Origin of the sequence: Salmonella sp. 32070601201500089SM, assembly GCF_017573605.1 — a bacterium.
Lineage (GTDB): Bacteria > Pseudomonadota > Gammaproteobacteria > Enterobacterales > Enterobacteriaceae > Salmonella > Salmonella enterica.
Genome location: NZ_JAGETK010000005.1, coordinates 142,100 through 157,827, shown reverse-complemented (window position 1 = coordinate 157,827; position 15,728 = coordinate 142,100). Strand labels below are relative to the sequence as shown.

General features: G+C 54.9%; 12 protein-coding genes and 3 tRNA genes. 10 read left to right on the top strand and 5 right to left on the bottom strand.

Going from position 1 to position 15,728, the window contains the following annotated elements; genetic code table 11:
* Positions 1-22 precede the first annotated feature (22 nt).
* The 3 genes from mscM to rsgA form a co-directional block, all read right to left on the bottom strand.
* Positions 23-3,349: a miniconductance mechanosensitive channel MscM gene (mscM, locus tag J4728_RS10545; protein WP_001236755.1), complete on the bottom strand. Its 3,327-nt coding sequence runs from the start codon at positions 3,347-3,349 to the stop codon at positions 23-25.
* Positions 3,350-3,367: 18 nt separating this feature from the next.
* The gene (asd, locus tag J4728_RS10540; protein ID WP_000934949.1) at positions 3,368-4,336 is read right to left on the bottom strand and encodes an archaetidylserine decarboxylase; all 969 of its coding nucleotides are present in this window, start codon (positions 4,334-4,336) and stop codon (positions 3,368-3,370) included.
* Between the two features lie 91 nt (positions 4,337-4,427).
* Positions 4,428-5,480, bottom strand: coding sequence for a small ribosomal subunit biogenesis GTPase RsgA (gene rsgA, locus J4728_RS10535; RefSeq protein ID WP_000041948.1), 1,053 nt, complete (start codon positions 5,478-5,480; stop codon positions 4,428-4,430).
* Between the two features lie 106 nt (positions 5,481-5,586).
* Here rsgA and orn point away from each other — a divergent pair, with 106 nt between their 5' ends.
* Positions 5,587-6,132, top strand: coding sequence for an oligoribonuclease (gene orn, locus J4728_RS10530; RefSeq protein ID WP_023207253.1), 546 nt, complete (start codon positions 5,587-5,589; stop codon positions 6,130-6,132).
* A gap of 61 nt (positions 6,133-6,193) precedes the next feature.
* Here orn and J4728_RS10525 read toward each other — a convergent pair whose 3' ends face one another.
* A complete protein-coding gene (locus J4728_RS10525; protein WP_000727897.1) occupies positions 6,194-6,934 on the bottom strand; it encodes an arginine ABC transporter substrate-binding protein in 741 nt (246 codons plus the stop codon).
* Between the two features lie 275 nt (positions 6,935-7,209).
* Between J4728_RS10525 and J4728_RS10520 the strand changes: the two genes are divergently transcribed.
* From J4728_RS10520 to J4728_RS10510, 3 genes are all read left to right on the top strand, one after another.
* Positions 7,210-7,285: transfer RNA gene (locus J4728_RS10520), tRNA-Gly, on the top strand.
* Between the two features lie 156 nt (positions 7,286-7,441).
* Positions 7,442-7,517: transfer RNA gene (locus J4728_RS10515), tRNA-Gly, on the top strand.
* A 156-nt stretch (positions 7,518-7,673) separates the two neighbouring features.
* Positions 7,674-7,749: transfer RNA gene (locus tag J4728_RS10510), tRNA-Gly, on the top strand.
* Positions 7,750-8,018: 269 nt separating this feature from the next.
* Here the strand turns inward: J4728_RS10510 and queG are convergent.
* On the bottom strand, positions 8,019-9,158 hold the full coding sequence (queG, locus tag J4728_RS10505) for a tRNA epoxyqueuosine(34) reductase QueG (RefSeq protein ID WP_001615111.1): 1,140 nt from the start codon (positions 9,156-9,158) through the stop codon (positions 8,019-8,021).
* On the opposite strand from queG, the gene nnr reads away from it, so the two are divergent.
* From nnr to hfq, 6 genes are all read left to right on the top strand, one after another.
* Positions 9,157-10,704, top strand: a complete 1,548-nt coding sequence (gene nnr, locus J4728_RS10500) for a bifunctional ADP-dependent NAD(P)H-hydrate dehydratase/NAD(P)H-hydrate epimerase (protein ID WP_208211725.1) — start codon at positions 9,157-9,159, stop codon at positions 10,702-10,704. The genes queG and nnr overlap by 2 nt on opposite strands.
* On the top strand, positions 10,676-11,137 hold the full coding sequence (tsaE, locus tag J4728_RS10495; protein ID WP_000981983.1) for a tRNA (adenosine(37)-N6)-threonylcarbamoyltransferase complex ATPase subunit type 1 TsaE: 462 nt from the start codon (positions 10,676-10,678) through the stop codon (positions 11,135-11,137). Before nnr ends, tsaE begins: the two co-directional genes overlap by 29 nt.
* 16 nt (positions 11,138-11,153) lie before the next feature.
* Positions 11,154-12,473, top strand: coding sequence for an N-acetylmuramoyl-L-alanine amidase AmiB (gene amiB, locus J4728_RS10490; RefSeq protein ID WP_000640362.1), 1,320 nt, complete (start codon positions 11,154-11,156; stop codon positions 12,471-12,473).
* A gap of 9 nt (positions 12,474-12,482) precedes the next feature.
* Positions 12,483-14,339, top strand: coding sequence for a DNA mismatch repair endonuclease MutL (gene mutL, locus J4728_RS10485; RefSeq protein ID WP_208211724.1), 1,857 nt, complete (start codon positions 12,483-12,485; stop codon positions 14,337-14,339).
* On the top strand, positions 14,332-15,282 hold the full coding sequence (gene miaA / locus J4728_RS10480) for a tRNA (adenosine(37)-N6)-dimethylallyltransferase MiaA (protein WP_001000734.1): 951 nt from the start codon (positions 14,332-14,334) through the stop codon (positions 15,280-15,282). The genes mutL and miaA overlap by 8 nt, the downstream gene beginning before the upstream one ends.
* Positions 15,283-15,364: 82 nt before the next feature.
* Entirely contained in the window at positions 15,365-15,673 is a 309-nt protein-coding gene (gene hfq / locus J4728_RS10475) for an RNA chaperone Hfq (protein ID WP_001051875.1), read from the top strand.
* Positions 15,674-15,728 lie beyond the last annotated feature (55 nt).

Here is a 15,728-nt window from a genome sequence, read left to right as displayed (position 1 = left end):
GCGTCATCCGGCACCATTGCGTTTACAAACTGCCCGCCGGGCGGCTGGTTTTACCCGCTGACGTTAACGTTCTCCCCGTTTGTTTACCTCCGAGACTCTCCAGACGCATCTGGAACGGCGGGAACGGCATATCAATACCGTGCTCGCGGAAGCCCGCCAGAATCAATTGGTGGATCTCATGGCGTAATGGCATACGGTGTCCCATTTCCGCGGCATAGATACGCAGTTCGAAAATCTGAATACCCTGCTGGAGATCCACCAGAAAGATTTCAGGCGGCGGGTTGTCCAGCACCAAAGAACAGCGCTGCGCCGCCGTCAGCAGAATTTGCGTCACCTCTTCGCTATTGGCATCCGCTGGCGCCGGGATGGTTAACACCACGCGCGTAACGGAGTCAGACAGCGACCAGTTGATAAACTGTTCGGTGATAAAGGCTTTATTCGGCACGATAATCTCTTTACGATCCCAGTCACTGATGGTGGTGGCGCGGGTATTGATTTTGGTCACGCTGCCGGTGAGATCGCGAATGGTCACCGTATCGCCGATACGAATCGGCTTTTCAAACAAAATAATCAGGCCGGAGATAAAGTTAGCGAAAATTTCTTGCAGGCCAAAACCAAGCCCAACGCCGAGCGCGGCCACCAGCCATTGTAGCTTCGACCACTCAATGCCGATCATCGAGAAACCGACCAGTCCGCCAATCAGCATTAACAGATATTTGGTGATGGTCGTGATGGCGTAACCGGTACCAGGCGTTAAATCGAGATGCTGTAATAACGCCAGTTCCAGCAGCGCAGGCAGATTACGCACCAACTGCGTGGTGATGATAAAGACCAGAATCGCAATGAGCACCGCCCCGAGGGTAATCGGCTCCAGACTTTCCACGCCTTGCACCGTAGAGGTGACATCCCACAGCGAAATATTCTCCAGGAAGCCGAATGCCGAGTGGATTTCCGACCACAGTACAATTACCGATAGCAGGGCGATAAGCATCAGAATTGAGCGGACCAGACGCAGCGACTGAGCGCTAATAGCGTCAAGATCGATTTCACTTTCATCGATGTCGACCGCGCCTTCCAGGCTGGAGGAGTGCGCCGGTTCTTCTTCGCCGCGCGCGCGCTGCGCCAGCATTTCCGCCCGACGATGTTTGGCGCGGTCAAAAGCCAGTCGGCGTCGTTGGATCAGCATCCAGCGGCGAATGACGTGATAGATGACCAGCAACAGGAACCAGATGGCGACCGAGGTTTCCAGTCTCGCCAGTAGCGCCTGCGCCGTGGCCAGATAACCCACCGCCGCCGCCAGAATCGCGATAAGCGGCGCGCCCATCAGCATATTCCACAGCAGGCTGTTGACCATGTTGTCGCCGTTGCCTTCTTTATCAAGATAGAGCGGGATGCCCGCTTTTTTCAGACTCAGCGTGACCAGCGCCAGCGCGCCGCATATCAGGATGAAGCAAAGGCGGCCCAACGAGCCGGAAAACTCCCGATCGTTAAGATTATCAAACATGATCACTGCCATGATGAGCGGCACGATCAGCCCAATGCTCATCAGGTAGTAGCGCATCGCTTTCGCTACCCGGTTTCGCGGCCAGCCGAAATGCGCCACAAACAGACCATTAGGACGGGCAAAAGCGGCGCAAATCATGACTACCCACAACAGCGGTACTGTCGCCGTCACGCCATCACCGATGGCGACGGCCAGCGGATACGGCCAGGCTTCCTGTAGACCATAGCCGAGCGTCGCCCACAAGACCGGCAGCGGCGAGGCGACCAGAATCGACCAGAACACCGTTCGCAGCGTCAGCGAGAAGTGATCTTGAGTGACTTTCCCGACGCGCGAGGCCGAGCGCTCAAGGAACCGGTTGAAGTGTTGACGTGAATAGAGGCTAAACCCGACCAGCGCCAGCGCGCCGAATAACGGCAGTAGCGTCTCTTTGCTGGTCAGCATCATGATGCTGGCTTTACCTAACTGATTAAACGTATCTAATGAGATAAGCCGGCGTAAATCCTGAACCAAATCAACAGGCCAGGAGAGCGATAGCGGGCTAACGTCAGCGGTCCAGAACAGATAACGGTGGGTCGCTTCATTAACCTCTTTAAGCGCATCCTCCAGTTGGCTGTTGGAGACTTTCAGTTTGGTCAGCTCCAGGATCAGCGTATCGCCGCCCTGTAACAACGAGTTGAGCAGCTCGCGCTGAGTGCGAAGCTGGGCGTCAAGAATCTGGTTTTGCTCGGCGGTCAGCGGCTGTCCATTGGCCTGACGTATTTGCCGTAGCTGCGGCTGCTTATTGAGTAACTCTTCATAGCGCATACGGTGGACGCGTAGCTGCGCCATTTCCGTATCAAGCTGCTGCGGCTTAGGCATCTCTGGCAGACGGGCGACCTGCGCGCGCAGCGCTTCGCCAAGCATGTTGGACACGCCAAGCCATTGCGACTGCTCCCGCAGCGTATTGAGCGCCTGGCGCACCTGTAACGTTTGGCTGGTGGCCTGTCGCTGCTGCGAGGCGACCAGATCCATCCGCTGCGCTTGTTGATTAAGCGCCTGTGACAGCTCGCGGTTGACTTTAAATTGTTCTACGATGCCTTCCGGCAAACCGGCGCTGTTTTCCGCCAGCAGCTCAGTGCTTTCCAGCGCGCGTTCCGCTTCACGTTGGCGCAGGCTGTTGAGCTGATTGCGCAGCGCCTGAAGATACGCATCCAATTGCTGACTCTGTTTTTCCGCCAGCTCGGAACGCAGACGAGCCAGTTCCTGACGGTTGTTGGCGGACAGTTGCGCCAACTCCAGTTCGTCGACTAACGCTTTTAGTTTGGCGGACTCCGCCTGCATACTGAGACTTTGCGCCTGGCTAAGCGCGGCACTTCCGCCTGCGGCGCCGAGCCGTCGCTCAATCTCATTAAGCTGGCGGCGGGCGTCGTTTTGCTGTTGGGGAAGCTGGCTGAGCGAGTCGGCGATCTCCCTGACGCGCTCCTGCTCCTGTTGCGCCTCGCGGGTTTTATCCAGTAGCTGGCTGCTAACCTGCAAGATCTCCTGATTTAACGCTTCGGTGGACATCTCTGGCGGTACGCTGCGAGGTTCATCGCGCAGATTATTCAACTGGGCGCGCAAGGTGGCGGATAGCTTAGGGAAATTATCAATAACGTGTTGATATTGTTTCGCGCGCTCAAGCGAGCCTTTTCGCTCTTCAAGCGCGTTTAACGCAGTCTGGAGCGCCTCAACGGCTTCCGGCTGAGCGGGCTTCGCCGCTTTTGCCTGCTCCAGTTCCTGCGTGATTTGTTTGGCGTCGGGGGCCGTTGCGGCGAAGGCCCCCGTGCTGAGGCACCAGGCCATCAGAAAAGCGATAATCAGGCGCACGTCAGCATTCTCTCTTGATTAGGTGTCGTCTTTTTTATTGTCAACCAGCGGGCTGGCGTCGTGTTCAGCTTTAATTTCTTCTGCCGGCAGCGGAGCAGGTTCCACCTCCGGCGCGACGAATGTTTCGGTCGACGTCGCCAGCGGTTGGCCAATTTTGGTAACGGACAGGCTTGCCAGCGACGCGATCAGATTCACTTTCCCCGGCGCAAATAAGTTGATAACCGTGGAACCCAGTTTAAAGCGCCCCATCTCCTGGCCTTTCAACAAGGCGACAGACCCTTCATGTTCGCCTTCTGGCCAGGTCCAGCGCTTGATGATGCCTTCGCGCGGCGGGGTAATGGTCCCCGCCCAGACGGTTTCGATACTGCCGACAATAGTTGCGCCGACCAGAATCTGCGCCATAGGGCCGAACTCGGTATCAAACAGACAGATAACGCGCTCGTTGCGGGCAAACAGGTTGGGGACGTTTTGCGCGGTCAGATGGTTAACGGAGAACAGATCGCCCGGTACGTAGATCATTTCGCGCAGGATGCCGTTGCATGGCATATGCACGCGATGGTAGTCGCGAGGGGAGAGGTAAGTGGTCACAAACGTGCCGTTGCGGAACTTATCCGCCATCAGGTAGTTACCCGCCAGCAACGCTTCAAGGCTGTAATTATGGCCTTTGGCCTGCAAAATTTTATCTTCTTCGATACGACCCAACTGGCTTATCACGCCGTCGGCAGGCATAACCAGGATGTTAGGATCGGTATTGAGCGGACGCACGTCATCACGCAGCGGACGAACAAAGAAATCATTGAACGTACGATAGCTGGCGGTATCCGGTTTTTGCGCCTCGGTCATATCGACTTTGTAATACTTTACGAAGAGATCGATAACCAGTTTTGTCAGCCATCCTGCTCGTTTGCTTGCGCCCCAGCCCGCCAGGCGAGTGAGCCATAGTTTCGGCAGAATGTATTGTAGCGAAAGTTTAAATGAGTTTAACAAGGTAGCCTCCAGGCCATTGTTGTTCCTGAACCGGCAGTTATACCGGTATCCTGAAAAAAGGGGACGATTCTAACGACGCCTAGCGTATCTGTCAGTCGTCCGTATCAGAAAAGTTTTTACGCGTTTTTACCTGCGCCATACTTTCAAGAATTCGGTGATAATTTTCGAAACGGGTTTCCGCAATAGCGCCGTTCTCTACCGCCTCGCGAATGGCGCAGCCTGGATCGGCGTCATGCTTGCAGTCCCGGTATTTACAATGTCCCAAATAGTCATGAAATTCGACAAAGCCCTGGGTGATTTGTTCCGGCTCCAGATGCCATAAGCCGAACTCGCGCACGCCGGGGGAATCAATGACATCGCCGCCATGCGGGAAATGATACAGACGAGCAGCGGTAGTGGTATGTTGACCCAGACCGGAGACATTCGACACATCGTTCGTCAGAATCTCGTTCTGTAAGCCGAGCAGAGCGTTTAGCAGACTGGATTTTCCGACGCCGGACTGCCCGGCAAAAATACTGATGCGACCGGTTAACGCTTCTTCCAGCGGTTTCAGACCATCCTGCGTATGGCTGGAGACCATCAGCACGCGATAGCCGATATTGCGGTAGATATTCATCTGCTCATTAACGAAGTCCATACCTTCGTCGTCCAGCAGATCAATTTTATTGAGTACGATAAGCGGCTCAACTTGTAGGGTTTCACAGCCGACCAGATAGCGATCGATGATATTCAGCGACAGCTCCGGCAAAATCGCGGAGACAATAACGATTTGGTCAATGTTGGCGGCAATAGGCTTCACGCCGTCGTAGAAGTCCGGGCGCGTCAATACCGAGGTGCGCTCATGCACCGCTTCAACGATGCCTTTTACGTTGACGCCCTCTGCGGCGGCTTTGCCCGGACGCCAGACGACGCGATCGCCCGTCACCAGCGAACGGATAGTGCGGCGGATATTGCAACGGTGAACCTCGCCGTCAGCAGACTCCACATCGGCATGCATACCAAAACGGCTAATGACGATACCTTCTGCAGGCTCGCCAAACAGGTTGTCATCGTAGTCGGCTTTCTCCGCGGACGTTTTTAAACGACGCTGGTGATTGGCGTTCACACGGCGCTGCTGGCCTTTGGAGAGTTTATTTTTGCTCAATCGTACTGGCTCCTGGTCGCCCATAGTGGGCAAAACATCTATGATACACGCAATTGTAGATGAATATAGTCACAGTGAATGTGACCTCTGAAGGGTGGAAAATAGCATGAGTGCCGATGAAAACAACCTGATTTGGATCGATCTGGAGATGACAGGTCTGGACCCCGAGCGCGATCGCATTATTGAGATAGCCACGCTAGTGACGGATGCCAGCCTGAATATTCTGGCGGAAGGGCCGACGATTGCGGTACATCAATCCGATGCGCAACTGGCGTTAATGGATGACTGGAACGTGCGCACCCATACCGGTAGCGGCCTGGTAGATCGCGTTAAGGCAAGTACGATGGGCGAACGAGACGCTGAACTGGCGACGATTGAATTTCTGAAAACGTGGGTGCCTGCGGGTAAGTCGCCGATTTGCGGTAACAGCATCGGTCAGGATCGTCGTTTTCTGTTTAAATATATGCCGGAACTGGAGGCCTACTTCCACTATCGCTATCTGGATGTCAGTACGCTCAAGGAACTGGCGCGCCGCTGGAAGCCGGAGATTCTAACCGGCTTTACCAAGCAGGGCACGCACCAGGCGATGGATGATATTCGCGAGTCGGTGGCGGAGCTGGCTTACTACCGCGAGCATTTCATTAAGCTGTGAGGCGTAACATGCCGGATGGCAACGCCAGAGCGTCTCATCCGGCAGCTCTCCCGCCACTGAATTACTGCGTAAACCATTTCTCCTGCATTTGTGCATATTCCGGCGATGCTTTCACCTTGTCGAGCGCGGCATTAATTTCTTGCAATAGCGCGTCGTTGCCTTTGCGTACCGCAATGCCTAACCCTTTTCCGTAGTAGTCAGGATCGCTGGCGCGTTCATCCATGATGGCGTAATCCGGATTGTTTTTTAGCCACTTACCAATCGCGGCGACATCGCCAAACACGCCCTCAAGACGGTTGTTTTTCAGATCGGTAAAGGCGTTTAGATAGCTGTCATAGGCGACAGGCGTGATGGCTTGTTGTTTATCCTGCAAATAGCGCTGATGCGTTGTACCGTTTTCCAGACCGACTTTTTTGCCTTTCAGATCGGCAAAAGTGTGATAAGCCCCTTTACGCGTGACGACTACCGCCGATAAACCTTCGTAATAGGGTTGGCTAAAGGAGACCTGCTGCTCACGTTTGGGCGTCATATCCATACCGGCGATCACCGCATCAAACTTTTTGAAGCGTAGGCTGGGGATCAGACTATCAAAGCTCTGGTTAGTGAATGAGCACTCCGCTTGCATCTCTTTGCAGACCGCGTTGGCGACATCAATATCGAAACCAACAATTTTATTATCGGCATCGACAAACTCATAGGGCGCATAGGTGGCGGAGGTGCCAAAATGTAATGTTCTGGCGGAAACGGAAGCGGCGTGAACGGAGAGGCTGGCTAACAGCATGACAATAAGTTTTTTTTTCATCTTGATCCCTGATATCAATTGGATGTTGTGGTCACCGTGCTATTCTTTTTTTGGCGCAGGGTGCTATTCTGATTCTGTGCCTTTAGGCGTGGCGTGAAAAGTTTTTTGTTGCATAGCGCACGCTTTGCTCGTTTTTTGTCTTGTTTGGTGATTTAATCAGCATTCAAACAAAAATCGCGAAAAAATGCGTTCAGGGGCTTGCAGCTAAATGGATTTCTCGTATAATGCGCCTCCCGTAACGACGCAGAAATGCGAATTACGACAGCAACAAATTTGCGGGAATAGCTCAGTTGGTAGAGCACGACCTTGCCAAGGTCGGGGTCGCGAGTTCGAGTCTCGTTTCCCGCTCCAAAATTTGAAAGTACTTGTTAAGTACAGACCACCAATCGCAGGATTTCGAATTGCGACAAGGCGGCAACTGAATGAGTCCTCAGGAGCTTACTGAAGTAAGTGACTGAGGCGAGTGAAGGCAGCCAACGCAGTAGCGGTTCGAAAGACGAAGATTATGCGGGAATAGCTCAGTTGGTAGAGCACGACCTTGCCAAGGTCGGGGTCGCGAGTTCGAGTCTCGTTTCCCGCTCCAAAATTTGAAAGTGCTTGTTAAGCACAGACCACCAATCGCAGGATTTCGAATTGCGACAAGGCGGCAACTGAATGAGTCCTCAGGAGCTTACTGAAGTAAGTGACTCAGGCGAGTGAAGGCAGCCAACACAGTAGCGGTTCGAAAGACGAAGATTATGCGGGAATAGCTCAGTTGGTAGAGCACGACCTTGCCAAGGTCGGGGTCGCGAGTTCGAGTCTCGTTTCCCGCTCCAATTCTTATCTACAGTAAAATTATCCACAACGAATATCGCGTTGGGGCACGTTTTGTTCCGCTTTCGTCAGATCCTTGTAAACAGACTTATCCACAGGGCGGCCCATTACTCCTGGAATGCAAAAAATTATACCTGACGCGTAGAATTTTTATAATTTACTGAAAAATATAGAAAAAATAAGATTTCAAAACGTTAGCGTTATTGACTATTCCTTTTTTCCCTCTTGAATCGCAATGTGTTTTTATTTTTATACACAGCCTGTGAATAATTCAGGCATCGCGCACCAGCCCTTTTTCAATCACCCTGACCAGGCGCTGTTTTTTCGGTAGCTGCACTTCAATGATGCAGGCGTTGCGCTTTTCAATTTGTTGCGCAATCGCCCATTCGATATGCTCATCAAGAAGTGGATGCTCACCCTTGCGGCTTTCCAGCGCCGTAATGACGGCATTACTCCACGGCGCATTCCCCAGCGCGACGGCAACATTGCGCAGCCAGCGTAAATGACCAATGCGCCGAATCGCAGAACCTTCAGTGACTTTCAGAAACTGCGCTTCGCTCCAGCTAAACAACTCAACCAAATCTGGGTTATGCAGCGCCTTGCGTGGGCTAAAATCTGCTTCGTCGGTCAACTGAGAGTAACGATTCCACGGACAGATAAGCTGGCAGTCATCGCAGCCGTAAATACGGTTACCTATCAGTGGGCGAAATGCTTCCGGAATAGCGCCTTCCAGCTCAATGGTGAGATAAGAAATACAGCGCCGCGCGTCCACCGTATACGGTTCGACAATCGCCCCGGTCGGGCAAATGGTCATACAGGCGACGCATTTGCCGCAACCTTCCTCGACCGGCTGGTCGACCGGCAGCGGTAAATCAATCAGCAATTCCCCCAGGAAAAAGAATGAGCCGGCCTCCCGATTAAGGATAAGTGAGTGCTTACCCGTCCAGCCAAGTCCGGCTTTTTCCGCTAATGGGCGTTCAAGAATAGGCGCAGAGTCGACAAACGGTCTAAAATTCAGCGAACCGCAGTACTGCTGGATCTGCTCGCCCAGTTTTTTAAGACGACTGCGTAACAGCTTGTGATAATCACGCCCCAGCGCATATCGGCTAACGTAGCCCAGCGTGGGATCCTTCAACGTACTGGCAAACGCGGCGTTGGCGGGCAGATAGTTCATGCGCACGCTGATGACACGTAGCGTACCGGGTAAGAGTTCATGAGGCCGGGCGCGCATCATACCGTGGCGCGCCATCCATGCCATCTCGCCGTGGTATTGTTTGTCCAGCCACGCCTGCAGCGCAGGTTCGGATGCGCGCAGATCGGTATCAGTAATACCGACCTGCTGAAAGCCCAGCTCCAGCCCCCACTGCTTAATATTTTGTGCTAACTGATTGAGATCGAGGGGCTTTGACATGATGGACCATAACATGAAGAAAAACCCTGTAAGTATACCACACTCCATTTGGCCCGCCGATGACATCAAACGGCTGGAACGCGATGCGGCGGATGCCTTCGGACTCACACTCTATGAATTGATGCTGCGCGCTGGCGACGCGGCATTTCGGGTAGCCCGTGACAGTTACCCTGACGCCCGACACTGGCTGGTGTTGTGTGGTCATGGCAACAACGGCGGCGATGGTTACGTTGTGGCGCGACTAGCGCAAGCGGCGGGCATTAGCGTAACGTTGCTGGCGCAGGAGAGCGACAAACCGTTGCCTGAAGAAGCGGCGCAGGCGCGCGATGCCTGGCTGAATGCTGGCGGCATTATCCATGCTGCCGATATTATCTGGCCGGAAGCGACGGATCTGATTATCGACGCGCTGCTTGGCACCGGCATAGCCCAGGCGCCGCGCGCCCCGGTAGCCCGTCTGATTGAACAGGCGAACGCCCATCCTGCGCCGGTTGTCGCCGTCGATATCCCGTCAGGCCTGCTGGCGCAAACGGGCGCCACGCCTGGCGCGGTGATAAGCGCCGCGCATACGGTCACGTTTATCGCCCTGAAACCAGGCCTGCTGACCGGCAAAGCGCGTGACGTTACCGGCATACTGCATTATGACGCGTTGGGACTGGAAGGCTGGCTGGCAAGCCAGACGCCGCCGCTCCGGCGTTTTGACGCGACGCAGTTGGGGCAATGGTTAACGCCGCGTCGACCGACCTCGCATAAGGGCGATCATGGTCGTCTGGCGATCATCGGCGGCGACCAGGGAACAGCGGGCGCAATTCGGATGGCTGGCGAGGCGGCGCTGCGTACGGGGGCTGGGTTGGTCAGAGTACTGACCCGCGGTGAAAACATTGCGCCGTTGCTGACGGCCCGCCCGGAACTGATGGTACATGAACTCACGCCTCAGTCGCTGGAAGAGAGCCTGACCTGGGCTGACGTTGTGGTGATCGGCCCGGGGCTTGGGCAGCAGGAATGGGGCAAAAAAGCCTTACAGAAAGTAGAAAACGTCCGTAAGCCTATGCTGTGGGATGCGGATGCGTTGAACCTACTGGCAATCAATCCTGATAAACGTCACAATCGCGTGATTACGCCGCATCCGGGAGAGGCTGCCCGCCTGTTAGGATGTTCTGTGGCAGAAATTGAAAGTGATCGCTTACTTTCAGCGCAGCGTCTGGTAAAACGGTACGGAGGCGTGGTCGTGTTAAAAGGCGCAGGAACGATTATCGCCGCTGAACACCACCCTCTGGCTATCATTGACGCTGGTAATGCGGGGATGGCGAGCGGCGGGATGGGCGATGTCCTGTCCGGCATCATCGGCGCATTGCTCGGACAGAAGTTTACCCCGTATGATGCGGCATGTGTGGGATGTGTGGCTCACGGCGCGGCGGCGGACTTACTGGCAGCGCGTTATGGCGCTCGCGGCATGTTGGCGACCGATCTTTTTACTACGCTGCGGCGTATTGTTAACCCTGATGTGATTGACGTAAACCATGATGAATCGAGTAATTCCGCTACCTGACGAACAGGCGACGCTAGACCTGGGGCAACGGGTAGCCAACGCCTGCGATGGCGCGACCGTTATTTATCTGTATGGCGATTTAGGTGCCGGTAAAACGACGTTTAGCCGGGGATTTTTACAGGCGTTAGGCCATAACGGTAATGTAAAAAGCCCCACCTATACGCTGGTAGAGCCTTATGCGATTGATAACATGATGGTATATCACTTCGACTTATACCGTCTTGCGGACCCGGAGGAGCTGGAGTTTATGGGCATTCGCGATTATTTCGCCAACGACGCCATTTGTCTGGTGGAGTGGCCGCAACAAGGTAAAGGCGTTCTCCCCGACCCGGACGTCGAAATCCATATTGATTACCAGGCGCAGGGGCGTGAGGCTCGCGTAAGCGCGGTATCCTCATCGGGTCATTCGTTACTGGCGCGTTTAGCCGATTAGCTATAAAGGTGGCGGGATGATTTATCGCATCAAAAATGCCGTAATAGCAGCCTTAATCCTGCTGTGCGCGCAGGCGGGCGCCGCCAGTCTCTCTGATATTCAGGTGTCCAACGGCGAGCAGCAGGCGCGCATTACGCTGAGTTTTATCGGCGAGCCGGAATATGCTTACTCACAGGACGGTAAACGGACCGTGGCGCTGGATATCAGGCAGACCGGCGTGATTCAGGGGCTGCCGCTTCAGTTTAGCGGTAACAATCTGGTAAAAACGATCCGTGCCGGAACGCCGAAAGATGCGCAATCTTTACGGTTGCTTGTCGATCTGACGGAAAATGGTAAAACCGAGGCTGTGAAGCGGCAAAACGGCGGCAACTATACGGTCATTTTCACCATTAATGCCGATGTTCCGCCGCCGCCACCGCCTGTCGTCGCGAAACGGGTTGAAAGCGCGCCCCGTCCGACGGAGCCTGCCCGTAATCCGTTTAAATCTTCTGATGATCGCCTGACCGGCGTAACCAGCAGCAATACCGTTACGCGGCCTGCGGCGCGCGCGTCGGCAGGCGCTGGCGATAAAGTGGTGATTGCTATTGATGCCGGACATGGAGGCCAGGACCCCGGCGCGATAGGCCCGGGCGGTACGCGCGAGAAAAATGTCACCATCGCCATCGCGCGTAAGTTACGCACATTGCTGAATAACGATCCGATGTTTAAAGGCGTGCTGACGCGTGACGGCGACTATTTTATTTCGGTGATGGGGCGGTCTGACGTGGCGCGTAAGCAAAACGCCAACTTCCTTGTCTCTATTCATGCGGATGCCGCGCCAAATCGCGACGCCACCGGCGCCTCCGTCTGGGTATTGTCCAATCGTCGCGCGAACAGCGAAATGGCAAACTGGCTTGAGCAGCATGAGAAGCAATCCGAACTGTTAGGCGGCGCTGGCGATGTGCTGGCGAACAGTCAGTCAGACCCTTACCTGAGCCAGGCGGTACTGGATTTGCAATTCGGTCATTCGCAGCGGGTAGGGTATGATGTGGCGACGAACGTGCTAAGCCAACTGGATGGTGTGGGGTCGTTGCATAAACGTCGCCCGGAACACGCGAGCCTGGGCGTGTTGCGTTCGCCGGATATCCCGTCCATTTTGGTGGAGACGGGCTTTATCAGTAATCACGGCGAAGAGCGATTGCTGGCGAGCGACCGCTATCAGCAGCAGATTGCTGACGCTATATACCGGGGGTTGCGTAAGTACTTTGCAGCGCATCCGATCCAGTCTGCGCCGCAGGGCGGCCCAGGCCAGACGGCCAGTACCAACCAGCCTGGCGCCATAACCGCCGCGAATTAAGGAGATTTCATGCCGATTCAGGTTCTGCCGCCGCAGCTCGCGAACCAAATCGCCGCTGGCGAAGTGGTGGAACGCCCTGCGTCGGTTGTTAAAGAGCTGGTAGAGAATAGTCTGGATGCAGGCGCTACCCGCGTTGATATTGATATCGAGCGTGGCGGCGCGAAGCTTATTCGTATTCGCGACAATGGCTGCGGCATTAAAAAAGAGGAGCTGGCGCTGGCGCTGGCCCGTCATGCCACCAGTAAAATCGCCTCGCTTGACGATCTGGAAGCGATTATCAGTCTGGGATTTCGCGGCGAAGCGCTGGCCAGTATCAGTTCGGTCTCGCGTTTGACGCTAACGTCGCGCACGGCGGAGCAGGCGGAAGCCTGGCAGGCGTATGCGGAAGGGCGTGACATGGACGTGACGGTAAAACCCGCCGCGCACCCGGTCGGCACCACCCTGGAAGTTCTGGATCTCTTTTACAATACGCCCGCCCGGCGCAAGTTCATGCGTACCGAAAAAACGGAATTTAATCATATCGATGAGATCATCCGTCGTATTGCATTGGCCCGTTTTGACGTCACGCTTAACCTGTCGCACAACGGCAAATTGGTACGGCAGTATCGCGCTGTCGCAAAGGACGGGCAAAAAGAGCGCCGGTTAGGCGCCATCTGCGGCACGCCGTTTCTCGAACATGCACTGGCGATCGAGTGGCAGCATGGCGATCTGACCCTGCGCGGCTGGGTCGCCGATCCGAATCACACCACCACGGCGTTAACGGAGATCCAGTACTGTTATGTGAATGGCCGCATGATGCGCGACCGCTTGATCAACCATGCCATTCGCCAGGCCTGTGAAGATAAACTGGGCGCGGACCAACAGCCTGCGTTTGTGTTGTATCTGGAGATTGACCCGCATCAGGTGGATGTCAATGTTCATCCCGCCAAGCACGAAGTGCGTTTTCATCAATCGCGGCTGGTGCACGACTTCATCTATCAAGGGGTGCTGAGCGTTCTACAACAGCAGACGGAAACGACGCTGCCGCTGGAGGAGATTGCGCCAGCGCCGCGGCATGTCCCGGAAAACCGTATCGCCGCCGGGCGCAACCATTTTGCTGTACCCGCCGAGCCAACTGCGGCGCGCGAGCCCGCGACACCGCGTTATTCCGGCGGCGCATCGGGCGGTAACGGCGGGCGTCAGACCGCTGGTGGTTGGCCGCCCGCGCAGCCAGGTTATCAGAAGCAGCAGGGCGAGGTTTATCGCGCGCTTTTACAGACGCCGACGACGAGCCCTGCGCCGGAGCCGGTTGCGCCTGCGCTTGACGGACATAGCCAGAGTTTCGGTCGCGTACTGACAATAGTCGGCGGTGACTGCGCGTTGCTGGAACACGCGGGGACTATCCAGCTCTTGTCGCTACCGGTTGCGGAGCGTTGGCTGCGTCAGGCGCAGCTTACACCGGGTCAAAGTCCGGTTTGCGCGCAGCCGTTGCTGATTCCGCTGCGTTTAAAAGTGAGCGCCGATGAAAAAGCCGCGCTGCAAAAAGCCCAATCTTTGTTGGGAGAATTGGGTATTGAATTTCAGTCAGATGCGCAGCATGTGACCATTCGGGCGGTGCCTTTACCCTTACGACAACAAAATTTACAAATCTTGATTCCTGAACTGATAGGCTACCTGGCGCAGCAGACCACATTTGCAACAGTCAATATTGCACAATGGATAGCGCGTAATGTGCAGAGCGAACATCCGCAGTGGTCGATGGCGCAGGCCATATCGCTGCTGGCGGATGTTGAGCGGCTATGTCCGCAGCTGGTAAAAGCGCCGCCGGGTGGCCTGTTACAACCTGTTGATTTACATTCGGCGATGAACGCCCTGAAGCATGAATGATGTAAGCAAGGCGAGCCTGCCTAAGGCGATATTTTTGATGGGGCCGACGGCCTCCGGCAAAACGGCGCTGGCGATAGAACTGCGTAAAGTTTTGCCAGTAGAGTTGATAAGCGTTGATTCCGCCCTCATTTATCGGGGAATGGATATTGGCACGGCTAAGCCGAATGCCGATGAGCTGAAAGCGGCGCCGCATCGACTGCTGGATATACGCGACCCGTCGCAGGCGTATTCGGCGGCGGATTTTCGCCGCGACGCGTTAGCGCAAATGGCGGAGATCACCGCTGCGGGGCGTATCCCGCTGTTAGTGGGCGGTACCATGCTGTATTTTAAGGCATTGCTGGAAGGGTTATCGCCGCTGCCTTCAGCAGATCCGGAAGTCAGATCCCGGATAGAGCAGCAAGCAGCGGAGCTTGGATGGGAGGCGTTGCATCAGCAACTTCAGGAGATAGATCCGGTTGCCGCCGCGCGAATTCATCCAAATGATCCGCAAAGACTTTCCCGGGCACTGGAAGTTTTTTTCATTTCGGGTAAAACTTTAACGGAGCTAACGCAAACGTCAGGAGACGCGCTACCGTACCAGGTGCATCAGTTCGCTATCGCCCCGGCGAGCCGTGAACTGCTCCATCAGCGCATTGAACTGCGTTTTCATCAGATGTTGGCTTCAGGTTTTGAAGCAGAAGTCCGGGCGCTTTTTGCCCGAGGAGATTTGCATACGGACTTGCCTTCCATCCGTTGTGTGGGATACCGCCAGATGTGGTCATACATTGAGGGCGAAATCTCATATGATGAAATGGTTTATAGAGGTGTTTGCGCCACGAGACAGTTGGCGAAGCGCCAGATGACCTGGTTGCGCGGTTGGGAAGGGGTGCGCTGGCTTGACAGTGAGAATCCCGATCGGGCGCGAAAAGAAGTATTACAGGTTGTTGGTGCTATCGCAGACTGAATGTGTACAATTGAGACGTATCGTGCGCAATTTTTCAGAATCGAAAGGTTCAAAGTACAAATAAGCATATAAGGAAAAGAGAATGGCTAAGGGGCAATCTTTACAAGATCCGTTCCTGAACGCATTGCGTCGGGAACGTGTTCCAGTTTCTATTTATTTGGTGAATGGTATTAAGCTGCAAGGTCAAATCGAGTCCTTTGATCAGTTCGTGATCCTGTTGAAGAACACGGTCAGCCAGATGGTTTATAAGCACGCGATTTCTACTGTTGTCCCGTCCCGCCCGGTTTCCCATCACAGCAACAATGCCGGTGGCGGCGCCAGCAATAACTACCATCACGGTAGCAACGCGCAGGGTTCTACTGCGCAACAGGACAGCGAAGAGACTGAATAAGTTCACGCGCTGTTTATCCATGTCGGGGGCGTCGGATAATCGCCCCCGCTGGTTA